General features: G+C 37.4%; 17 protein-coding genes. 10 read left to right on the top strand and 7 right to left on the bottom strand.

Annotation, left to right across the window (positions count from 1 at the left end; translation table 11 throughout):
• Positions 1-1,194 precede the first annotated feature (1,194 nt).
• The 4 genes from mfnA (at position 1,195) to MSKOL_RS21715 (ending at position 6,721) form a co-directional block, all read left to right on the top strand.
• Complete coding sequence (mfnA, locus tag MSKOL_RS18565) at positions 1,195-2,382, top strand: tyrosine decarboxylase MfnA (RefSeq protein ID WP_048158052.1); 1,188 nt, start codon at positions 1,195-1,197, stop codon at positions 2,380-2,382.
• A 727-nt stretch (positions 2,383-3,109) separates the two neighbouring features.
• Positions 3,110-4,204 carry a CBS domain-containing protein gene (locus MSKOL_RS18560; protein WP_048158051.1) on the top strand — a complete coding sequence of 365 codons (1,095 nt, stop codon included), beginning with the start codon at positions 3,110-3,112 and terminating at the stop codon, positions 4,202-4,204.
• Between the two features lie 514 nt (positions 4,205-4,718).
• Entirely contained in the window at positions 4,719-6,269 is a 1,551-nt protein-coding gene (locus MSKOL_RS18555) for a TraB/GumN family protein (RefSeq protein WP_048158050.1), read from the top strand.
• A gap of 284 nt (positions 6,270-6,553) precedes the next feature.
• Positions 6,554-6,721 carry a pentapeptide repeat-containing protein gene (locus tag MSKOL_RS21715; protein WP_082091265.1) on the top strand — a complete coding sequence of 56 codons (168 nt, stop codon included), beginning with the start codon at positions 6,554-6,556 and terminating at the stop codon, positions 6,719-6,721.
• Between the two features lie 212 nt (positions 6,722-6,933).
• On the opposite strand, the gene fhcD is transcribed toward MSKOL_RS21715, so the two are convergent.
• From fhcD to MSKOL_RS18530, 5 genes are all read right to left on the bottom strand, one after another.
• On the bottom strand, positions 6,934-7,827 hold the full coding sequence (gene fhcD / locus MSKOL_RS18550; RefSeq protein WP_048123428.1) for a formylmethanofuran--tetrahydromethanopterin N-formyltransferase: 894 nt from the start codon (positions 7,825-7,827) through the stop codon (positions 6,934-6,936).
• A 1,222-nt stretch (positions 7,828-9,049) separates the two neighbouring features.
• Positions 9,050-9,970: a protein-glutamate O-methyltransferase CheR gene (locus tag MSKOL_RS18545; protein ID WP_048123426.1), complete on the bottom strand. Its 921-nt coding sequence runs from the start codon at positions 9,968-9,970 to the stop codon at positions 9,050-9,052.
• Between the two features lie 335 nt (positions 9,971-10,305).
• Positions 10,306-12,183: a chemotaxis protein CheA gene (locus MSKOL_RS18540; protein WP_048158049.1), complete on the bottom strand. Its 1,878-nt coding sequence runs from the start codon at positions 12,181-12,183 to the stop codon at positions 10,306-10,308.
• A gap of 157 nt (positions 12,184-12,340) precedes the next feature.
• The gene (locus MSKOL_RS18535) at positions 12,341-12,832 is read right to left on the bottom strand and encodes a response regulator (RefSeq protein WP_231592681.1); all 492 of its coding nucleotides are present in this window, start codon (positions 12,830-12,832) and stop codon (positions 12,341-12,343) included.
• 255 nt (positions 12,833-13,087) lie between these two features.
• Positions 13,088-13,453 (bottom strand): response regulator, encoded by a 366-nt coding sequence (locus MSKOL_RS18530; RefSeq protein WP_048123422.1) that lies wholly within the window; start codon positions 13,451-13,453, stop codon positions 13,088-13,090.
• A gap of 1,100 nt (positions 13,454-14,553) precedes the next feature.
• Here MSKOL_RS18530 and MSKOL_RS18525 point away from each other — a divergent pair.
• From MSKOL_RS18525 to MSKOL_RS20825, 6 genes are all read left to right on the top strand, one after another.
• Positions 14,554-14,928, top strand: coding sequence for a response regulator (locus MSKOL_RS18525; RefSeq protein ID WP_048123420.1), 375 nt, complete (start codon positions 14,554-14,556; stop codon positions 14,926-14,928).
• A 542-nt stretch (positions 14,929-15,470) separates the two neighbouring features.
• Positions 15,471-17,540, top strand: coding sequence for a methyl-accepting chemotaxis protein (locus MSKOL_RS18520; RefSeq protein ID WP_048158472.1), 2,070 nt, complete (start codon positions 15,471-15,473; stop codon positions 17,538-17,540).
• 28 nt (positions 17,541-17,568) lie between these two features.
• A complete protein-coding gene (locus MSKOL_RS18515; RefSeq protein ID WP_048158048.1) occupies positions 17,569-18,090 on the top strand; it encodes a chemotaxis protein CheW in 522 nt (173 codons plus the stop codon).
• Between the two features lie 440 nt (positions 18,091-18,530).
• Positions 18,531-18,719, top strand: a complete 189-nt coding sequence (locus MSKOL_RS21710) for a pentapeptide repeat-containing protein (protein WP_156151170.1) — start codon at positions 18,531-18,533, stop codon at positions 18,717-18,719.
• Between the two features lie 558 nt (positions 18,720-19,277).
• Positions 19,278-20,276, top strand: coding sequence for a GTP 3',8-cyclase MoaA (moaA, locus tag MSKOL_RS18505; protein ID WP_048158046.1), 999 nt, complete (start codon positions 19,278-19,280; stop codon positions 20,274-20,276).
• A 49-nt stretch (positions 20,277-20,325) separates the two neighbouring features.
• Entirely contained in the window at positions 20,326-20,490 is a 165-nt protein-coding gene (locus MSKOL_RS20825; protein ID WP_197078794.1) for a hypothetical protein, read from the top strand.
• 305 nt (positions 20,491-20,795) lie between these two features.
• Here the strand turns inward: MSKOL_RS20825 and surE are convergent, their stop codons facing one another.
• Both surE and MSKOL_RS18490 read right to left on the bottom strand, forming a co-directional pair.
• Positions 20,796-21,599: a 5'/3'-nucleotidase SurE gene (surE, locus tag MSKOL_RS18495; protein ID WP_048158044.1), complete on the bottom strand. Its 804-nt coding sequence runs from the start codon at positions 21,597-21,599 to the stop codon at positions 20,796-20,798.
• A 784-nt stretch (positions 21,600-22,383) separates the two neighbouring features.
• Positions 22,384-22,572 carry a hypothetical protein gene (locus MSKOL_RS18490; RefSeq protein ID WP_048123415.1) on the bottom strand — a complete coding sequence of 63 codons (189 nt, stop codon included), beginning with the start codon at positions 22,570-22,572 and terminating at the stop codon, positions 22,384-22,386.
• Positions 22,573-22,612 lie beyond the last annotated feature (40 nt).

Raw genomic sequence — 22,612 nt, 5'->3', positions numbered from 1 at the left:
TCCACCATAAAAACCAACGTTATATAACTTATTATAGCTGAAACAAAAAATTATGAATTCCAGAATCAATGGAGGTTGAATTTAAACCCTTCCTTTCGAATGGAAGAAGTTATGAAAATTAGAATATTTTTACATAAAATTAAAGAATAAAAATTTTGAGATAAAATTAGAATCATGTAAATCAAATCACCTGTGAATAAAAGGGTTTACAGAGTTTAGAAAATAAAAAACTTTAGATAAATTTTAAAACTCAGAATTATTTGCATTGAAAAAGTAAGAAAAAGATAAAGAAAATAAAAAAGCTAGGAAATTAAAGAAAGTTAAGAAAGTTAAGGAAATCAAAGAAAGATAAACAAAGAAAAGAGTAAAAAAATGGGGTAGACCCCCTAATTTCCACTGGAACGTTTATATAACCCCCAGACCCCATGGTTTCCATTAAAGAGATTGGAAGTTCTAGGCAGCAAAATAAAATAAGATTTTATCTGCTTATCAGTAAAATAATGTTGTTTAGTTATAGAGTTAATACTATATATAATTTATTATTAAAAAGGCTAGTTTGTTTTTGGAGAAGTTTTATACAATAGAGAAAAAACTGATTATATGTATTCATCAAATGTTTATCAAATGTTTATCAAATGTTTATCAAATGTTTATCAAATGTTTATCAAATGTTTATCAAATGTTTATCAAATGTTTATCAAATGTTTATCAAATATATTCATTGTACTGATGACCTGATCTATCAGAAAAAATATTGTTTAGCATGAAAGTTCTTTTAAGTACTTTCATTTCTTTGTGCTTGTGATTAGAAGAATTTTATGTGCGTTTTCAAAAAACTAATAAATCTAAGCTATATGTTCTGATAAATTCACATTTCTATACCTACAAAAATCTCTCCACTCGAAATATAGGGGTCTCCCTCTTAAGCAGACATTATTATGATATCTTAACATACATTCTTAGGACTTACGCACTTGAGGAACAAAATCAATTACGACAAAAACTGTGGATTAAAGTTACGTTTTAAACAGTTAACGGTTCGATGCTGTTGATTTTTCAGTTCAACTGCGTAAGTCCTAATTCTTTTTTTTAGATTTTGGATACTTCCTTGTCCTGTTGTTAGGAGAGGTACTTGGTAATTTAGCAGTTGTATTCCATAAGTATTTTAAATAAAACTGGTTTTACTTTATCCACATGAATGAGCAGGGTCTTTCTGAGAAAGAGATATTTTCCTACTTGGAAGATGTAAAGTCAGAAGATACGGATTACTACAGGGTTTTAAGTTCAATGTGCACTCACCCGCACAGAATCGCGATTGAGGCTCACAGGCTATTTATTGAGGCTAACCTGGGCGACCTGGGACTTTTTGCAGGTGCCCACAGACTGGAACAAGAAGTTATCCAGATGCTGGGAGAACTTCTTCATGCTCAATCTGTTGAAATTCCTTCCGGAGATTCATGTGAGAGTTCGGTTTGCGGTTATCTTACAACAGGAGGCACGGAATCTAATATTCAGGCTATAAGAGGCATGAAAAACCTCGTGACTGAAGACGGGAAAAAGTCAGGTGAGATCCTCAATATAGTTGTTCCCGAGTCAGCTCACTTCTCATTTGATAAGGTCGCCAATATGATGGGGATTAAGGTTAAAAGAGCTCTTCTGGATTCTGAATTCAGGGTGGATATCGCATCTGTGGAAAGTCTTATAGATGCAAACACTATCGGACTCGTAGGGATAGCAGGAAATACAGAATTCGGACAGATAGATCCGATTGAGGAACTTTCAAAACTTGCTCTTGAAAATGAGATTTTCCTTCATATTGATGCAGCTTTCGGAGGGTTTGTGATTCCATTCCTTGAAAAGCCATATTCTTTCGATTTCAAAGTTCCAGGTGTTACCTCCATTGCAATAGATCCCCATAAGATGGGTCTTTCCACAATTCCCTCGGGTGCCCTGTTATTCAGATCTCCTTCTTTTATGGACTCACTTAAGGTAAATACTCCATATCTTACAACAAAGGCTCAGTTTACTCTCACAGGAACACGTAGTGGAGCTTCGGCCGCGGCCACTTATGCCATTATGAAGTATCTTGGACGTGAAGGATATAGAAAAAATGTACAGTACTGCATGCAGCTTACTGCTAAATTGGTCAAAGAATCTCGAAAATTAGGTTTCGAACCTCTGATCGAGCCTGTAATGAACGTGGTAGCCCTGAGAGTTCCGAACCCTGATCTTGTGCGGGAGCAGCTCCTTAAGAAATTTGGTTGGAACGTCTCAATTACTCGCAACCCAAGGTCTCTTCGCCTGGTCCTGATGCCTCACAACACATCCCGCGATATAGACGAATTCCTGCAAGATCTGAGAAAAGTAACAGCAGAACTTTAATTAACAGCAGAACTTTAATTGACAGCAGAATTTTAATTAACAGCAGAATTTAAAATCTTACTTCTTTCTTACTTACATAATTTCTTCGGTTTTTGCTCAACTGTTTTAATTTGCTATTGCGTATTAGTCGTGTCTCATCACGTACAAACAGATATGTATAATTATCGCCAAATAATAACTGAGGTCAGTTATCTTTATATCAGGTAATTTGATCAGGTGAATTTTTCAAGACGACTTTATGAGGGAAAGTTAATTAGAAGGGTTTAGAAGCAGAATTTAGTGAACTTACAAAGAGTTTAAGAGCAGAGTTTAGTGAACTTACTAAGAGTTTAAGAGCAGAATTTAGTGAACTTACTAAGAGTTTAAGAGCAGAATTTAGTGAACTTACGAAGAGTTTAAGAGCAGAGTTTAGTGGACTTATGAAGAGTTTAAGAGCAGAGTTTAGTGAACTTACGAAGAGTTTAAGAGCAGAGTTTAGTGGACTTATGAAGAGTTTAAGAGCAGAGTTTAGTGAAATTACGAACAGCTCCAGTGGAATTTATGAACAGAACTACCTATAAATTTTGACTCCTGATGAGCTGTGTTATTCGCGACAGTCTGAACCTGATATTTTAAGTTCAGATCTAACTTTACCTGATTTAGCGTTAACCTGATTTAGCGTTAGTTCATATTCAACGTTTAGCCGTCTTCTTAATACTATAAAAATGAAAATGGGGGTATTTACTTTATGAAATCGTCAGTGAAAATCGGGAGTGTTATGGGTATACCTATCAGGCTGCACATAACTTTTCTTCTCATATTACCCATATTTGCTTATGCGTTTGCGATCAACCCGCAACCTTTTGGTTTTGAAGGAGTTGAGCCGTCTATCACAAGATATTCGCTTTCAGTCCTGACTGCCATCCTGCTTTTTGCTTCGATCCTTGTACATGAACTTGCACATTCATATCTAGCAATGCGTTACGGGGTCAAAATTGAGAACATCACTCTCTTCCTTTTTGGAGGAGTGTCGTCTATGGAAAAGATACCCCGAAAACCTGAACAGGAAGCAAAAATGGCTTCTGCGGGACCCCTTACAAGCCTTGTAATAGGCTTAGTCTGTCTTTTAGTATACGGAAGTTTCATTTCCCCTAACCCTATGCTTTCTCAAAACCCGGTATACCTTGTTATTTGGATTCTTGGGGTTATGAACCTTATACTCGGGATCTTCAACCTGCTGCCTGCTTTTCCAATGGATGGGGGTAGAGTACTTCGCTCTTTCTACGCGAGAAGAATGTCCTATGTGAAAGCTACCCAGAGTGCAGCATCTGTAGGGAAATTTTTTGCTGTTCTTATGGCAATTTTTGGAATTCTCGTAGGCAATCCCTGGTTTCCTTTGATCGCGCTCTTTATTTATGTCGGCGCGTCTGAAGAGGAACGCTCTACTCGGGCTGAGGTGACACTTGAAAATATTAGGGTCAGGGATATTATGACCAGGAATGTGGTTTCAGTCAGTCCTTCCATGAGTGTGGACGACCTGGTCAAATTCATGTTTGAGAAGAAACATATGGGTTACCCTGTTATGGAAGGGGACAGCCTGAAAGGAATTGTGACGTTTACGGACATCCAGCATATTCTTCCTGTTGACCGCCCGGCGGCCCAGGTCTCGGATATTATGACCAGAGATGTTATCTCGGTATCTCCGGATGCGCAAGCCGTTGATGTCCTGAGACTTATGTCCTCTAAAAATATTGGAAGAGTTCTTGTTATTGATAACGGGTCGATTGTAGGAATACTCTCAAGAACGGATCTTGTAAGGACTCTGAAACTGAGGTCAGAGTAATTCTTAAACACTCTAGATTAGGGAGATTTCCGAGTAAGAAAATTCTTAAGTATAATTTATCAAGAGGAAATTATCAAAGAGGAAATTATCAAAGAGGTTTTACAGGGAGTTAGTCAAAAAGGACTTGTCAAAATAAGGTTTCATTAAGGTTTCATCAAAAGATATTTTTATCAAAAGATCATACTCTATTAAATTTTTCATAACTCATGTTTTACCAAATTGTATTGGAATATATTAGATAAGTTTATAAACAATTATATAAATTAAAAATTATAAATATTATGTATAAAACCTAAAGATAACAAAATATGAATCTAATAATAAAACCTGAAAGCAGCAAAATATAAATCTCTGGCAGATAATTACCACCAGTTAACTATCTGCTTATAGCTAAGTTTTTTTATAGCTTGGTTATTTTATGTGAAGAATTTAATTACTCATGCAATTAACTGCAGTCCTTTAAGGGACATGCTTTCACGCATCATCTTAACGTGTCGCAGCAGAGAGATTAACAATGAGCAAACCTGAAATTACAGATTCTCAGGACAAGGACCCTGACTACAAGTTTTATAGTACATCTCAGGAGTCAATAAGTTCATCTCAGGAGTCAATATATTCTATGGACAAACTTGTGACCGAATCCGCAGAAAACTCCACTTCTGTCGGAAAGTCTAAAATTTCTGGTTCTTCAATTAACATGCCGCAGGAAGAAAAAACTTCTGTGTCAGCATCCAAGATAGAACCCGATAAGCTTGAAACCAAGCTTGACATAAGTTCCGAAATTATTGCAGAACCTATTCCTGATTCAGCTTCCGAAGTTTCAATTCCTTCACCTTCTCAATTTTCGGATGCGCATCAGGCTGAATATCAGCCATCAAAAGTTGTGCTTATAGGAACCGCCCATGTCTCTGAAAAGAGTGTTGCCGAGGTCAAGGCCGCTATAAGGGAGCTGAAACCTGATATTGTAGCTGTCGAGCTTTGTAGGGGACGTTATGATTCCCTGAAGGGTAATGTGCAGGAAAAGCAGGTGCCTATCAAGGACATTCTTACTGAAGGCAAGGTTTACTATTACATGATTCACTGGCTGCTTGCCTATGTACAGAAAAAGATCGGCGACGACATGGGTGTAAGGCCCGGAGCCGAAATGCTTGCTGCAATCGAGGAAGCCGAGTCTACAGGAGCTAAAGTTGCCTTAATTGATAGGGATATTCAGGTGACCCTCCAGCGTTTCTGGGGAAAAATGAAATTCCTGGAAAAAGTCAAGATGATCTTTTCCCTTTTAGGTGGCTTAATAGGAATAGGAAAAGGAACTGACATAGACATTGATAAAATTACAGAAACCGACGTTGTAACTGGCCTCGTAAATGAACTTAGAGAATTTGCCCCAACTGCAGCTGAGGTTCTCATTGATGAAAGGGATGCATATCTTGCAGGAAGCATCCTTAAGGTTGCCGCAGGTGGAAACAAAACTGTTGTCGTGGTAATTGGAGCCGGGCATAAGCCAGGAGTAACTGAGTACCTGAAGAACCCGAAAAGCGTTCCTCCCCTGAATAGTCTTATGCAGGTTCCAAAGAAACGTATAGGTCTTGGAAAGATTGTTGGCTTTGCTTTTGTCGCCGTTATAGTTGGATTCTTTTTACTACTGTTGCTTTCTGGTGTTCCACTTAAACTCCTGTTAATAGCCTTCGGATGGTGGTTTATTATTACAGGAACTCTCAGTGCAATCGGTACTTTACTTGCAGGTGGTCATCCTTACTCAGTTCTGACTGCTTTTTCGGTTGCCTGGCTAACCACTCTGCACCCTCTTATTGCTGCAGGCTGGTTTGCTGGTCTTGTCGAAGCGAAACAGCGAAACCCTACTACTGCAGACATAAAAGCTCTGGCAGGAGTAGAAACCTTCAAGGAAATGTTCAAAAATAAGTTCATGCGAGTCCTCCTTGTCGCAAGCTTTGCAAACATAGGAAGTATGACAGGGACCTTCGTTGCAGCTTATGTCATGATGCATGTAACTGGCATTGACCCGAGAGATGTTTTACTTTCTGGGTTTAATGCAATTGGACTCTAAAGTCTTTGATATAATCTTTGATATCTAAAGTCTTTGATATAATCTTTGATATCTAAAGTCTTTGATATCTAAAGTCTTTGATATCTAAAAGTCTTTGATATCTAAAGTCTTTGATTTTTTTATATTCGATCCTATATTCTGTGATTATCATTACATAAGGGCTAAAATAGAAAATAAAAAAAGAATAGGCTCTTCGCTTTTTTGTATGGATTGAAAATAATTGTTTAGTTAGAAAGCATTAAGATCAAATATGAAAAAATTGAGCTTGAATGTGATTTTCAACAATAACTGTTTTCATATATCATATATGCTATTTTAATAACTGCTATTTTAATAACTGCTATTTTAATAACTGCTATTTTAATAACTGCTATTTTAATAACTGCTATTTTAATAACTGCTATTTTAATAACGGCTATTTTAATATTGCTACTTTAATATTGCTACTTTAATATTGCTACTTTAATATTGCTACTTTAATATGCTACCTTAGCATTTGGCATGAAAATTCTTGGCATGAAAATTCTTTCAACTACTTTCATTTCTTTGTGCCTGTGATTTTGAAGAATTTCATGTGCGTTTGAAGTTAAATGCAAGTTACCCACTCGAAGTAGCGACGAGCCAAGAATAGAGAAAAAAGTAAAAAAAGAAAAAGTTTTAGAGCTTAGAAGAGCTCATGCAGTTTAAACTGATATTTACCCAGCTTTCCGCCGTAGTTTCCTGCTGAGATTTTCTTAACGCCCGGAACAGTTACAGCGGCTTTAATTCCTGCTTTCATGGCAGCTTTTATGCTTTCTTCATCAAGCCCGTTGATGACTATTTCATAAACAGCATTGACATCTGCCGGGATTTCAGTGTTTTCAACCTTATCCTTTATGGAAGGGCAGAATTTTTCATTAGCAGTAGCTTTCAGGAACTTGTATTTGTTTGCTCCGGATTTGGATCCGCTGGATACAATGCCGCCAGGGAAGGGGGTAATTGTACCTTCAAGCTCTCCAATTGCATCAACAGCAACTTCGGCTGCGGTCAGGGCGGTCATCTGGGAGTCTCCGAAGATGAAAAAGTTTCCGCCTGCAATTCCAGCTACAGCTCCAATATTTTCCTCGTTCAAGAAGTCTCCTTCCATGATAGGAATTTTGTGCATCTTGCGGCCTTCAATCTGGACTTCTGACTCCATACCATCTCCGAAAAATCTGAGTTTAGCACCAATGGCAAACTGCTTTTCAGCCTCAGGTAGCCCGTTGAAAACTGCAGTTGTAGGGGCTGTGAGGACACATTGTCCAATTCTTTGAAGCAATTGTCCTTCCAGAGCTTCATATTTAAAATTACATATCTGAATGTAAACTCCAGGCCTGCCATCGGGAGTCTCACCGGGACTTGCTAATCTCTCAATTCCAGCTTCGGCAGGACACATTATAACGGATGTTGCAAAGCCTATAGCTTCAGTAGCTGCTACAAGGGCCCAGCGCTTGGTAGCAGCTGTTATGAGTACCCGTGCAATCTTGATCGGAAACGCTTCTGCATATGTATCTTCGATTTCTACTCCGTTGATTTCCATAAAAATCTCCCATTTGCTTAATTATTGTTATCTTGAAACTAGTATCTTGAAAATTTATTTATTGGTCACATGTTAACTCTGAATCGACATCTTTTGATGAAAAGCTATCAAAGATTATGCCAAAGAGTATGCTCAATAATTAAATTGCCATGACATTAGTTTACGAATGATCAGGTTTGGTTCCCTGTTTTCTAGTCTTCTATAAGCTTTCAGAACTTTTCAGATCTCTTACAGAATAACTGAGAATATAGTGTTTACTCAAAGGGTTACTCAAAGAATTTTAGAGCAGTGCTCAGAGTGTCATCTAAAGCGTACTTAATGTATCTTAATGTATACTTAATGTATACTATGGTCACGAGGCTAAATAATGCAACTTCCCAATGAGATATAATGATGTTTTTTTGTTGCAACAATTACAGGCATGACTATAATACGTACTTCAAGTGCACTCATGGTATTATCTAAAGTATAACTTAATTTGTTGCTTAAAGTATACTTAAAATATACTAAGAGTGTACTTAGGTAGACTCAGAGTAGGTATACTCAATGTGTCACTTTACCTTGGATCTAGCCTCAGATACACATTTAAAGTTTTATGCTACTTTTATTTCTTTTGCTTTATTAATGGAACTAATAATGTGAATTATAATATTTATATCAGATATATAATTTTGGCATGAAAGTTCTTCCAAGTACTTTCATTTCTTTGTGCCTTTGATTAGAAGAATTTCATGTGCGTTTTCAGAGAAAAGATGAAGAAACGAAAGTGAATTCAAAAATGAACAGTTTGAAAAAATGACTTGTTTTAAAAATCTGAATTTTAAAAATCTAAAATTATTTATCAATGTTGCTTCTTCTCTCAAAACAGTCCTTAAAAATAATCCTTATTAGGAGATCACCAGTAGAAGTATCAAGGGTTGCTGTACGTCCGTAATTTTTGCCGGTATCCTCGTGTTGTCTCCTAAAATTATTTCACAGATTCTAAACTGTACGAAAGTTAAATAGGCGATAAAGCAGCAGGTAGGCATAAGTCAAATGTTGAGTAATTCCAACTCATTTGAGTAAAGGAGAACGATCATATAAAATGAAGCAAGCTTGAAGTTGAAATGAAATAGTTGGGTTATCTGTATACATGATATAATTATTAAACTAAATTAAAAAAGTGAACTAATTTTGGGATAATACAAATTCCTCAGGTTCTTGATCTTCCATAAATTTCCTTTTAGATTTCCTTTATGTACAGGCGCTCTCTTGTATTATAAGATCTAAAGAAACTTGATGCAGTCTCAAGCAGTGTTTCGGACTTTCCTATTATAAAAAATCCTCCTTTTTCGAGAGCCCTGTAGAAACTAAGCTGTAATTGCTCTTGAATCTCCTTTTTAAAATATATCATTACGTTTCGGCAGACAATAAGATCAAAATGATCGATTCTGGGATCTGAAATTAAATCGTGGCGTTTAAATTGCGTTATATTCTTAACCTCGTCTATTACCTGATAATTATCTCCCTGTTTGAAGAAATAACGTTCTTTTGTGCCTGGATCAAGATTTTTAAGTGAATTCTCATTATAAATGCCCTTTTTGGCTTTTTCCAGACTTTGAATATCAATATCCGTCCCTATAATTCTTATTCTATACTTATTAAAGTCGTTTTTCAGGGTCCTGTGCAGCAGGATAGCAAGGGAATAGGCCTCTTCTCCTGCCGCACAACCAGCACTCCAGATGCGAATTGATCGGATAAATAGTCCTGATCTGTTTGTAACAAGAGAGGGAACGACATCTTTTTCGATTATTCTGAAGGTTTCGGGATTTCGGAAAAACTCACTAACATTTACAGTGAGAGCATCAAGAAGAAATTCGTATTCTTCCGGATCTTTCTTTAAAAGTTTCAGATATGCTCCATAACTCTCAGAATTGGTGGCGCGAACGCGCACGTTAATTCTACGCTTGAAATGAGCTTCCTTATAATGTTCACAGTTAAAGCCGGTGTTTCCACTAATAGTTCTCTTTAATAATTCAAAGCCCGGGTCTTTTTCTAGATTTTGATATGTTTTTATCCCTCTATTTATCTCTTTACTTTTCCCTTTATTTTTCTCTTTATTTATTTCACTATCATTTGCCTTTCTAACTGGACCGTTATCCATTTTTTCACCGGCAGTACTTTTATCCAGGTTTTCTTATCCAGGTTTTCTTATCTAGGTTTTCTTATCCAGGTTTTCTTATCCAGGTTTTCTTATCCAGGTTTTCTTATCCAGGTTTTTTCATCCAGGTTTTTTATCCAGGTTTTTTATCCAGGTTTTTTATCCAGGTTTTCTTATCCAGGTTTTCTTATCCAGGTTTTCTTATCCAGGTTTTTTTATCCAGGTTTTTTATCCAGGTTTTCTTATCCAGGTTTTCTTATCCAGGTTTTCTTATCCAGGTTTTCTTATCCAGGTTTTTTTCCAGGCTTTTCTATCTCCATTGATGCTTCCTACGTATCTCAAATAAGGGAGTTAACATCGATAATTAAAATGACGTTTCCGTCGCCCAGAATTGTTGCTCCTGCAAATCTTCCGGTATTGTCAAGAAGCTTACTTTTGAAGCTTTTTACTATTACTTCCTGTTTTCCAAGCAGCTCGTCTACGACTACTCCAATATATTGCCCGTGTTTTTCAACCATAACTACGAAAATATTGTTCTCGTTGTCATCATCAGGTAGCTGAAACTGCCTTCTCAATCTTAAAAGTGGAAGAATTTTATTGTCTATTAAAATGACTTCCTGTCCTTTGATATGCTTGATTTCCTGTGAGCTAACTTCAATGTTTTTCACTATGTTTGTGAAGGGAATTGCGTACTTTTCCTTTTCAACTCTTACCAGCATGGCCTGATAAACCGCAACGGTTAAAGGGAGTTTCAATTCGAACCTGGAACCAAGTCCAGGCTTTGACTCAACTTTTACAGATCCTCCAAGGCGTTCAACTCTGTTTTTTACAACATCCATCCCGATTCCCCTTCCGGAGATATCGGTAACACTATCAGAGGTACTGAGACCTGGAGTAAAGATAAGCTGCATTGCTTCCTCTTCCTGAAGCTGCTCCGCACTTTCTCTTGAGATAATTCCTTTCTTTAATGCAACTTTCCTGATTTCGTTAGTATCTATTCCACATCCGTCATCTTCTATTCTAATAAGGACAAAATTTTCCTGTCTTGAAGCTGTAACCAGTATAGTACCATTCTCTTTTTTCCCAAGTTTCACACGCTTCTCCAGAATTTCGATTCCGTGATCTACTGCATTTCTTAACAGGTGAACCAGGGAATCCCCAATTTCTTCGAGAATAGTTCTGTCGAGCTTGATTTCTTTACCCTTGATTATAAAATCAATTTTTTTATTTTGTACGCGTGCAAGATCTCTGATCATTCTGGGATAGATATAGGTAATATGTTCCAGAGGTACCATTCTTGCCTCGATCACTTCATCTTGCAGTTCTCTTGTTAGTTTATGAAAATCTGAAAGTGCAGCCTCAAGCTCCTTGGATTGCAGGTTGCGCGTAAGCTCGTTTATTCTGCTCTGGTTAATTACGAGCTCGCCCACGAGATTCATCAATTTATCGAGCTGCTCGGTACTGATTCTGGGGTTATGAACAATTTTCACTTTAGGATTTGATTTTGGATAAGCTGGAGTTTTTTCTTCTTTTTCTGGTAGATATATTTCTTTCGCGGCATTTTTTACTTTATTAGTTTCTTCAGTTTTTGATACTTCTTTATCTCTAATGTATTTTTTTCCGTTATCTTTTATTTTGCAGCCTTCTTCTCCACCTTCTTCTCCACCTTCTTCTCCGCCTTCTTCTCCGCCTTCTTCTCCACCTTCTTCTCCACCTTCTTCTCCGCCTTCTTCACTTTCTTTCTCTGCAGGCAGGGATTTATCTCCGGCATTTTGAATGGAAGCGTTTTCAGGAGAATCGTTTACTTCCCTTAAGGTTTTTAACACTTCGTAGACATCAGTATGGGACTCGTTTTTAGTCTCCCCATCTTTTTCTCTTTTTCCGGGCTTATTTCCCTCACTCTCACAGACATTTTCTAAAAGCTCCTCAAGGGCATCCACACATACCAAGAGAACATCAATCAAAGAAGAATTAAGTACAATTTGCCGTGTACGCAGTCTGTCTATCAAACTTTCCATTTCATGCGTTAACTCTACAATTTGTTTGAACCCCATAGTTGCGGCCATACCTTTGAATGTATGAGCTGCACGAAATAACGTATTCATCTGTTCCGCATTTTCAGGATCAGTCTCAAGCACCAGCAGGGAATCACTCAACTCTTTGATATATTTCTCAGACTCTGCCCTGAAAATGCCCATATATTTTGACATATCCATAATTTTCCCTGCTTTTTTGGAAGTTCAGATTTTCCTTTTTTCCTTTTTATGATTTTTCAACACAGAATTCAATGGGATTGAATTCTAGATTAGGTCTCGTATTCAATTATGGTTTTTAGTCTCTATTTCTAGTTTAATCCTAACATTTGTTTAGTTTCTATTTCTGTTCAGCTTTATACTCTAATTTTTTTCTTTTATTGATGTCCGGTTTTTCCAATTTCCTATTTCGCATGAACTCCAGATTTTCAAGATTAGCTTTTGCAGCTGCACGGGTTTTTCTGCAAATTTCTTCTGCAATATCTGGTATTCTCTGACTGAGAATCCCTTCAGGCTTCTTGATTACATCCACTGCTCCGTATTCAAAGGCTGTAAGCGTAATCTCCTTAGCTCTTTCCCCAGGGGCTGAAATCATTACAACAGGAGTTGGGCACTCTTTCATAACCCGCGCAAGAGTCTTAAGGTCGTCAAAAATAGGCATAACATTGTCTAGAAGAACGACATCAGGCCTTAATTTTTTAATTTTTTCAAGGCTGTCCTTTCCATTGAATGCCGTTCCTATAACTCTGAGATTCGGGTCCTGACTGAGAATATCGGAAAGGAATTTGCGAATTAAAGCAGAATCAGTCACTATAAGTGCGCGGATAGTCATCTCAAGCACTTTTCTTCAAATATAATATTTATTTTAATAGTTTTGTCTTTTAATAGTTCGTCTTTTGATAGTTTCGTCTTGTAATTTTTATTTAACAAAAGTCTAATTTGACATAATTAGTGCAGCTTCAATTGTTTTATTCAATACAGCTTCAATTGTTTTATTCAATACAGCTTCAATTGTTTTATTCAATGCAGTTTCAGTTAATGCAATTTGATTTAATAGTACTGATTTACAATCAGACTCAAATTGGATCTAATTCGGTTCAGCAATTTTTCTTATTACATCGAGCATTCCATCAGGCTCAAAAGGCTTTACTATAAAGCCCATAGCTCCTATTTTCATTGATTCAGTTATGAGGGCCTGTTGACCAATGGAAGAACACATTACTATTTTTGCCTTAGGGTCCATAGTAAGAATTTTTTGCAGTGCCTCTTTTCCATCCATATCTGGCATAATTATATCCATTAACACAATATCGGGCTTTACTTCGAAATAAATCTGAATTGCCTCTTCCCCATCATCTACCTCAGCAACAACTTCATGTCCGTGAATCAGAAGAATATCTCTAATAATCATCCGCATAAATTCGGCATCGTCCACGATCATAATTCTGGCCATTCATTTCCCTTCTTCCGTTCTTGAACAAGCGACAATATCGGATGATATTTACACTTTTATTTTTTGGAATGTTCGACACCTTATTTTTATCTCTGCAGAAGTTTGCCTTTTGCTTGCATATTCTGCACAAACCTATGCCATGAATCAAAGGACCTAATTCAAAAATTATTCAGGGTTAACATATGTAACCAGTACATTTTATTTGTTAAGACATATTTATCCAAATTGTGTAGAAAAATATATGCGAGACCTGCTATATTAAATTTTTTAATTGTCTTTATAATGTCAGAAAGCTGAAATTTATTTAGATTCTCTAGTTAATTGACATACTACTAAATTATTTGCAAAAGTTGTCCACTCTTTCCCAATCTTCAGCCGAGTTCCGGTTTTGATCTTCAAATTTAAATAATGCATTAATTATATTATGTTTTATAAATAAAGCGTTTCTCTGTTTGTTTTAGATTTAATCTGGGATTAACTTCCGTTCTTTTCTACCACAGTAATACCCAAAACGAACCCTGAATTTAAATAAATTATTTTTATCACTATTTATATATTGATAATATGAATCTAAATCTAACAAATAAATTTATATTTTCTTAAACTTCATATATTATTGTAAATTGAAACTAACCTCGGGAAAATTTATAGGCCTAAGGTATACTTGTTGAAGATAGAATAATATCTCCATAACTTTATGGCCCTGGTTTTAGGGAAGACTAAGGTATACATGTAAAGATACAAGGAAAGATTTTCATTTTACATTTTCTTGTTTCAGACCTTACTTAAAAAATTCATTATTCACTAGTGTCGAATCAACTGCAAAATGTCGCATAAAATCAATTACAATTATTCGGAATCAGTGAATCCTTGAAAATTGACGCGACACTAGAAAACTCAATGCGTTAGAAAACTCAATGCATTAGAAAACTCAATGCATTAGAAAACTCAATGCGTTAGAAAATCCATTACTTAGCATTTATTTGACAAAATTTCATTTATAATATCTTGTTTACAAAAAAAATCTCGTTTATGAATCTTATTTACAAAAAGTTCAGCTTACAAAATCTTCAAGCAACCCCCCTTAGGAGGAGATTTGAGTGCCTGAAATCCTGATTGTTGAAGATAACTTACTTAATCTGACTGTTGAAGCAGACTTACTTAAGTCCTTTGGACATGAGCCAAAAAAGGCGAAAAATGGTTTTGAAGCTCTTGAAATTCTCAATAAAGCAAAAATTGACCTGATATTGCTTGATATGGAACTTCCGAAAATGCACGGTCTTGAATTGCTTCAAAAAATAAAACTCAACCCTGAAACTCGGGGTATAAAGGTAGTTGCAGTCACAGGTTACTCTGATCCTGAATGTAAAGAAAAGTTCCTTAAGGCTGGATGTTATGCTGTTCTTGCCAAACCCATAAACTTTGGCGACTTTGGCTCACAGGTCGAATATTTTCTTACAATAGCGGACTCTTGAAGATATAATATAGGATTTACGCAGTTGAACCTCAGATTTACGCAGTTGAACCGAAAAATCAATAGCATCCAACCGTTAAATGTCTAAAATGTGACTTTAATCCACAGTCTTTGCCGTAATTCATTATGTTGCTCGGGTGCGTAAGTCCTATAACATATATGTGAAATTAAAAAGACAGTTTCAATATATATGCAAAAATAAAAAGACAGTTTCAATATATATGCAAAAACAAAAAGACGGTTGCCTAAAGATCAGACTTGGTAGACATCTAAAGAGATATTGAGTGAAACTGGGTTAAAATCACAGAAAATAATTTTCTATCATGTTCTCTTTTTTAATATATCAAAAAATTTATCAACTCTTAAATAGTCTGTATTGAATAATTTTTTGGGAAGATCAGGCAGTCTTCATAGAAACATTCCCCCATTTACCTTTCCTTGCGGATACTACTGATATTTTAACAGCCCATGAAGATAGAAGAGGTATAGAAGAGGTATAGAAAATGTATAGAAGTGGAGAAGCTGAAGGCAAGGGTGAGAAAAATGTATAAAAACACAAAAATAGGGCATCTAGTCATAGGCTTTGCTCTTCTTCTGATTTTGATTTTCTTTGTTGGGTACACAGGCTATCATGGTATGAACGATGTTGAAAAGAAAAGCCGGGCCATTCAAAACATGACCTTTATCACAAATAATATGCAGGAAGCCCTGGAAGCTCAGGAAAATTATGTTATTTATGGTGATCCTGTTTATAAGGAAGACACTTACAAACACCTTGATCTTATACCCACACAAGCATCTATATCCAAAGAAATATATCTCGGCTACCTTGATCCTGTAAACCAGGACCGAATGGATTCTATCCTTAAAAATTCTAGTGAATTCAGGGAAAATTTTGATAGCTATGTTAAAGCAAACGATGAAGAGATAGCTCTGAGAACCGATATTGACTCAAATGGAGAGCTTATTTTACAGAAAGCAGATGAACTTTATCAAGACCAGATGTTTCAATATCAACAATATGTAGAAAACGGTTCTTCAGGCGAAGTTCTCCAGCAAAAATTATCCAATGCTCAGGAAGCTCAGAAAATCAGCATACTTGCAATGGACGCTCGAAACCAGTACCAGAATTATATAATTACTTCCGAAGATCAGTATGCGGAAAACTTCTATCAGCTTATGGAGAATATAACTGAAGTTACCAAGAGTTTAAATCAGCAGATGGTAAAACCTGAAAACCTTGAGCTTGGAAACACAATAATTGCCAACGTCAAAGAAAGCCGTAATGACTTTGATCGCCTGACGATTCTTAAACAGAAACAGGCGATTGATGTGAAAAATATGGCAACCATAGCTTCACAGATTAAAGGGGATGCTGAAGCCGCCAGTGCCGACCAGAAAGAGAAGCTCAACACTCTGATCGTAAATTCTATAAATAAAATATTTTTCGTTACTCTTCTTTCAATACTTATCGGTGCTTTACTTGTTTTTGTGATTTTGGACCTCTACAGAAAACCCATATACGAACTGCTCGAAGCGGCCGAGAAAATTTCTAAGGGAGACCTTAGTGTTGAGATTAAAGGAAATTCGAGAAGCGAAATCTCTCAACTATCACAAGCTTTTAAATCAATGGTTGAAAATCTTCGGAGCCTAATAAAAGGAATTCAGGAAAGTTCGGTTCACCTTTCTACACTTTCAGAAGAAATGTCTGCTTCTTCTGAGGAAGTGGCTTCAGCTTCAAGGAAAATTTCTGACACTGCAACTGAAATCTCAAACGGGGCTGAAGTGCAGAGTACAAAAATAGTGGATATAACTCATGCAATGCAGGACATGACACACAATATCCAGGAAATTGCGGAGAATACCCAGAAAGTTTCTAAAAATACGAATCTTGTCAATAACTCTGTCAATAACATCGGAAACGCCTCAAGAGAAATCCTGGTAAAAATGGACCGTATTCGCTTCTCTGTTGATGAAACTAAGGAAGTGATAACGGAGCTTGACTCCAAGTCTCAACAAATCAATGAAATTGTAACTCTTATTACCAGGATTGCCGATCAAACAAATATGCTTGCGTTGAACGCTGCAATTGAGGCTGCACGCGCTGGCGAGCACGGCCGGGGTTTCTCTGTTGTAGCCGATGAGGTCCGAAAACTTGCCGACGAATCCGGTCGTGCTGCTAATGACATTTCCAGCTTAATCGATGAAATAAGAAACAGTATCAGTGAAACCGTGGAAAGTATAGAGGCCAGTAAAAAAGATGTACAGGCCGGTTCCCTGTCTGTTAACAACGCAGTTGAAATGGTTGCAGGGATTGTAACTACAATCAATGAAATTACAAATATGGTAGAAGATGTTGCAGCTGCTACAGAAGAACAGTCTGCATCTATTGAAGAAATCACTTCCACTCTGGAGGATATTTCCTCAATTTCGGAACAGTCCGCCGCAGGAACCCAGGAAACTGCTGCAGCTCTCGAAGAGCAGAGCGCTTCAATGTCAGAGCTTGCTAACATGGCTAGCGATCTTTCTTTGCTTGGGGAAAGAATGAAAACAGCTACGGAGAAGTTCAAATTTGGTGACTTAAAAGAAGGATCAGAAAACATGTCAAGTTAAAATTTTGGAGTTAATTTGAGGAATTCAAATGTTTGAAGAAACATCAGATGAAGGTTCAGGATTTTTGGAAGAAAATCTTCGTTTAGTGACCTTTGAACTTTCAGGTGAAGAGTTTGGAGTAGATATTATGCAGGTCTCCGAAGTTATTCCAGTTCCGAGGATCACCCGCATCCCTCAGGCTCCAGAATGCGTAAAAGGGCTCATTAACCTGCGGGGAAAGATTCTCGTGGTGATAGACCTTAACAAGCGGTTTGACTTCAGATCAAAAGAGACTGACAGCCTGTCTAGAATTATCATAGTGGAGGTTAAAGATACGGTCCTTGGAATGCTTGTAAATTCCGTAAAGGGGGTCATTAACCTGCCACCTTCTTCAATTCAACCGCCCCCTGAGATGATCAAATCAAAAATCAATACGGAATACCTGGTAGGCGTTGGTAAAGTAGGGAACAGGCCTCTTATTCTACTAAATCTTTCAAGAGTGCTTGGAGAAGAAGAAATCGAAGAACTCAGTGAGCTCTCTTCTCCTGATGAGGATATTTCAACTGAGTAAACTGGCTCTACTAAAGTTGAAAGTGAATAGGGATGGAGCTGGAATATAGAGAAAATATTTAAACTGGGTAAACGGTGGTGTCCTCTTCAAATTCAATGGAGATTATTTGGTTGATATTATTTCCAAAGTGCTCGTAACGTATTTTTCAGGCCCTTTTGTTCCGATCCTCAGTGCAACTGGAGCTGACGTGCGTTTCTTGCACAAAAACGCAAGTATTTGTCATAATGAATACTTAACCATGTCAATATCAACCATATAACACTGGACGACCTGCATTTATTATGCAGCTGTTTTAAGCGCTTTGTGGTTGTTTTCAGGAAAAACGAACATGATATTCTTTGAATACATGCACAAAGAAATGAAAGTACTTGAAAACACTTTCATGCCAATGAGTAAAAAAGAAAGACTCAAAAAATCTATGCAAGGAATGTCAATTCACGCTGACTGATTCCACTCTGACTGATTCCACTCTGACTGATTCCACTCTGACTGATTCCACTCTGACTGATTCCACTCTGACTGATTCCACTCTGACTGATTCCACTCTGACTGATTCCACTCTGACTGATTCTTTTTTGGAAAATCCGAAAGTCCTGATATTTGCATCCGTGCACATAAATTTTAAGTAAAGGTTATATCTACTCTGAGGAAAGAACGGCAGTGTAGCGAAAGTTCAGTTCAATTCAAAAAAATATTGATAAAAGAGGCTCCTATTTTAAGGTTTTAAGCTCATTAGATAATTATAGTATTCATTTATATAGGTAAAATTAAATAATTAGTTTAGGACTCTAGTAATCATATACTTATATCATTATATGTTCAATTCATATTACCTTAAGCATCCTGTTCATATCAGTATACTTATTCAGTCAATATTAGTATCTTTATTCAATTAAACCAGTAAGACATTCCGGGCCTTTTCTCAGAAATGCCAATTTATTTGAAAGCAGGATTACTATGGACTGACCCATTTATAGATCATTTCATAGATTGTTCCCAGGATCGTTCCCAAAATGAAATTTTTGTCCCGCAAACAAGGGAAAATATTCAGGCTCAGATTGTCAGTTAATAAAGAATTGCATGCTAAACGAACATGATATTCTTTGAATAACATTCACAACTAATGAAAGTGCTTGCAGATGGCAGCATTTTCATGCTAAATATTTAATAGGGGATTTTAACCAGCCATGAAGCAGAAAAATCCAGAAAAAGCTCCTGAAGTTGCAGAAGAAAATTCAAAAAGAACTCTTGAAGACCCTTACGGACGGAAGGTTACAGGACTCAGGATATCAATAACTGATAGGTGTAACCTTTCGTGTATGTACTGCCATAATGAAGGTGCAGATTGCTGTACCTGCGGCCCGGTAGGACACGAAATGAAACCGGAATTAATCTGTGGAATTGTTAAAGAAGCTGCAAAATTCGGGGTCACTAAAATAAAATTCTCAGGAGGAGAACCGCTTTTTCGAAAGGATTTCGAAGAAATCCTTACCTGCCTTCCTCCGTTAAAAGAAGTTTCTGCGACCACTAACGGCATTCTGCTTGAAAAACGAGCAAGAGCCCTTAAAGCTGCGGGCCTGGACAGGGTAAATGTAAGCCTGGATTCTCTCGTTCCTGAAAAATACGAAAGAATTACCGGAGCGCCCCCTGGCTCACTTACGAAAGTTATCAGAGGTATTAACAGTGCAGTTGAAGCTGGGCTGACTCCTGTGAAGCTGAATATGGTACTCCTTAAAGGCATAAACGATGATGAGATTAATTCTATGATGGAGTTTGTCCGGCCTTATAATGGAATGGTTATCCTGCAACTAATCGAGCTTATGGATGTTGACCCCAGGCTTTCAAAGTACATGATTGACTCGAAAGCTCTTGAAAAGAAGCTGGCTGAGAAAGCAAGTGAAATCAGGATACGACACCTGCACCACCGAAGAAAGTACATTATCGATGGGGTAGAGGTTGAATTCGTTCGTCCCATGGACAATTCGGAGTTTTGCGCCTACTGCAGCAGGCTGAGAGTCACAGCAGATGGGAAGTTCAAGCCCTGTTTGCTGGTAAATGACAACCTTGTGGATGTCAGGGAGGCAAAAAGCCCTGATGAGATCGAAAAGCTGCTTAAGCTTGCAGTAAGCCGAAGGAAACCATATTGCATGCCTGTCAGTATTCCTGAACAGGGAGAAAAGGCTTAAAGAGAAAAAAGTAGATCCAGAGATGAATATAACAATAAGGAGGAAAAAAGTGAAGATTGAACTTTTAGTAGATGGGGCAAAAATCCCGATGAATGACTTTGTCCAGAAAATTGTATTAAACGTTATTAAAGCAATGGTAGAAACGTTGCATAATATAGATAGCGAATGGAAGGAAATTTCCATTCATATCGAAAGAGATGAACTGAACGAATAAAAAGGGCTTTTTTGGACAAAAGAGAGTTAAAATCTCTCAAAAACCAAAATTTCCTCTTTTCGTTTTTCGTTTTAGGTAAATTTCTTCTTTTCGTTTTTCGTTTTGGGTAAATTTCCTCTTTTCGTTTTTCGTTTTGGGTAAATTTCCTCTTTTCGTTTTTCGTTTCAGGTAAATTTTGAATCATTACATTTCTTTTCTTCTGCCGTTTTGTAATTCAGATTAACTTTTGGAACTCTCAGCCGTTTAAGGTTCCAGATAGTTTTCCAAATCGGAATAATTTGAAATCCAGAGTTGTCTGGAGATATTTAGAGATATTTTTCGATTTCTGAGAACTCTATCCTGGCAGTTGAATCCAGGGAAATCGGAGTTATTGAAACGTATCCCTTCTGCATGATAGCGTGCACATCAGTCCCTTCTTCTTCCTCCCGGATAAGGTCGCCTGCAATCCAGTAATAGGGTCTGCCTCTTGGGTCACGCCTTTCTTCGACACCCGTTTTAAAGATTTTTCTTGCAAGGCGGGTTATCTCTATAGGAGTATCTTCTTCAGCGTGATAGGGGATATTTATGTTCAGAAGATCCACATTTTTCGGCATGCCATACTTCAGGACGTTTCGAGCCACTCTGTTTACCACCTTAATTCCAGCCTCGAAACGCTCTCTATGGTAGTTCCTGGGATCATCGAATTTCTGTCCTTCATCAAGCACCTGCATGGAAGCAGCAATTGCAGGCACGCCGTAACTTGCAGCTTCAAGGGCTCCTCCTATTGTCCCTGAGGTGGTGATTGTATCCGTGCTTATATTCTCCCCGATGTTAAAGCCGGAAAGCACCAGGTCAGGCATTTCCTTAAGGATCGTGAAGATACCCAGAATTACAGCGTCCGTAGGGGTTCCTCCCACAGAGTAGGCAGGCATTCCTCCTGAATTTGTTTTCGTGATCCTTAGAGGCTCAAAGATAGAAATCGAACGCCCGACTCCGCTCTGCTGGACAGCAGGAGCCGAAATTGTAACTTCACCGAGGTCCGAAACGCTGTCAAAAGCAGCTTTCAAACCTGTGGAGTATACGCCATCATCATTGGTAACAAGAATTTTTGGAGCCATGAGTTTTCTCATAAGTTGCCGGATAATTTAAAATTAATGGAAAAAACGCATGACTTGAAAGTGCATGACTTGAAAGGATAATATCTCAAGGATATCTCAAGGATAATTTTAGGAAAAAATATTGTGGCAAAATAAAGAAAATACCACAAAAAAGTTAATTTAGGGGCTGCACTCTGGTATTTGCCAAACCCCGTTTTTTGAATGAGAAGAGTTTCCCTTTAAAGTCTGTTCTGGAGAGGGAATTGTTAGTCTTCGTTACTCTTCAAACCAAATTATTATTGGTTCAGAGGCAGTGTTATTATTCCAGAGGCGATATTTTAAAGGGTTCTTTATGACCTGACAGCAATTCTGTGATCTGACAACAGTTCTGTGATCTGAGAGCAATTCTTTAACCCGATGACATTTGAAACCGGTGAGGTATCAAATAATGACACTAAGTAAGTCATCAGGTGTTTAATGTAGCTAGAAGATTTAGATGATTAGTACCAATCCTCCTTCTTTCAGGAAGTCTTATGCAACTAACAATCAAAGCCTAATAGCCCAAACCTGAAAAGTGCTACACTTTTGCGATCTGGGGCTTCAGGTTTGCGATTTCTTTGTCGAGTTGCATGAATCCCGATCGTGTTAGGCACTTGCAATCTTCCTCCGAATGGCAATCTTCTTCCTAATTTTAGCTAATCACTGCCATCTCCTCACCGGGTTCTCCCCAATATTGACCCGGTAACCGTTTTTCTGGTGGCAGGCAGTTTTTCTTATCCGAAAGGAATTAGTCTACCTGTGCAGCTGAGTTGAAATATCAAACTCCGAACACAGTTTTTATGGTGTACACATAGAGGTGGTGAACACCTATAGCAAACATCATCACTCGTACGACCAGAAACTCCAGATTATGGAGCCAGTGAGTCGTCTCTATAAGTTTTTCCGAATGTAAAATTCTTTTTTCCTTTACGGATCTTACGATTTCTTTTAAACTCTTTGATAGCATTTTGTTAAACCCCACTCATAATGTATTCTATCTGATATTG

The sequence above is a fragment of the Methanosarcina sp. Kolksee genome, from assembly GCF_000969945.1.
GTDB lineage: Archaea > Halobacteriota > Methanosarcinia > Methanosarcinales > Methanosarcinaceae > Methanosarcina > Methanosarcina vacuolata.
This window is presented reverse-complemented; position numbering and strand designations above follow the sequence as displayed.

Excerpts from the sequence above, each read along its gene's own strand:
- mfnA (WP_048158052.1), top strand. The coding sequence starts at position 1,195 with ATGAATGAGCAGGGTCTTTCTGAGAAAGAGATATTTTCCTACTTGGAA.
- MSKOL_RS18560 (WP_048158051.1), top strand. The coding sequence starts at position 3,110 with ATGAAATCGTCAGTGAAAATCGGGAGTGTTATGGGTATACCTATCAGG.
- MSKOL_RS18555 (WP_048158050.1), top strand. The coding sequence starts at position 4,719 with ATGAGCAAACCTGAAATTACAGATTCTCAGGACAAGGACCCTGACTAC.
- fhcD (WP_048123428.1), bottom strand. The coding sequence starts at position 7,827 with ATGGAAATCAACGGAGTAGAAATCGAAGATACATATGCAGAAGCGTTT.
- MSKOL_RS18545 (WP_048123426.1), bottom strand. The coding sequence starts at position 9,970 with ATGGATAACGGTCCAGTTAGAAAGGCAAATGATAGTGAAATAAATAAA.
- MSKOL_RS18540 (WP_048158049.1), bottom strand. The coding sequence starts at position 12,183 with ATGGATATGTCAAAATATATGGGCATTTTCAGGGCAGAGTCTGAGAAA.
- MSKOL_RS18535 (WP_231592681.1), bottom strand. The coding sequence starts at position 12,832 with ATGACTATCCGCGCACTTATAGTGACTGATTCTGCTTTAATTCGCAAA.
- MSKOL_RS18530 (WP_048123422.1), bottom strand. The coding sequence starts at position 13,453 with ATGGCCAGAATTATGATCGTGGACGATGCCGAATTTATGCGGATGATT.
- MSKOL_RS18520 (WP_048158472.1), top strand. The coding sequence starts at position 15,471 with ATGTATAAAAACACAAAAATAGGGCATCTAGTCATAGGCTTTGCTCTT.
- MSKOL_RS18515 (WP_048158048.1), top strand. The coding sequence starts at position 17,569 with ATGTTTGAAGAAACATCAGATGAAGGTTCAGGATTTTTGGAAGAAAAT.
- moaA (WP_048158046.1), top strand. The coding sequence starts at position 19,278 with ATGAAGCAGAAAAATCCAGAAAAAGCTCCTGAAGTTGCAGAAGAAAAT.
- surE (WP_048158044.1), bottom strand. The coding sequence starts at position 21,599 with ATGAGAAAACTCATGGCTCCAAAAATTCTTGTTACCAATGATGATGGC.
- MSKOL_RS18490 (WP_048123415.1), bottom strand. The coding sequence starts at position 22,572 with ATGCTATCAAAGAGTTTAAAAGAAATCGTAAGATCCGTAAAGGAAAAA.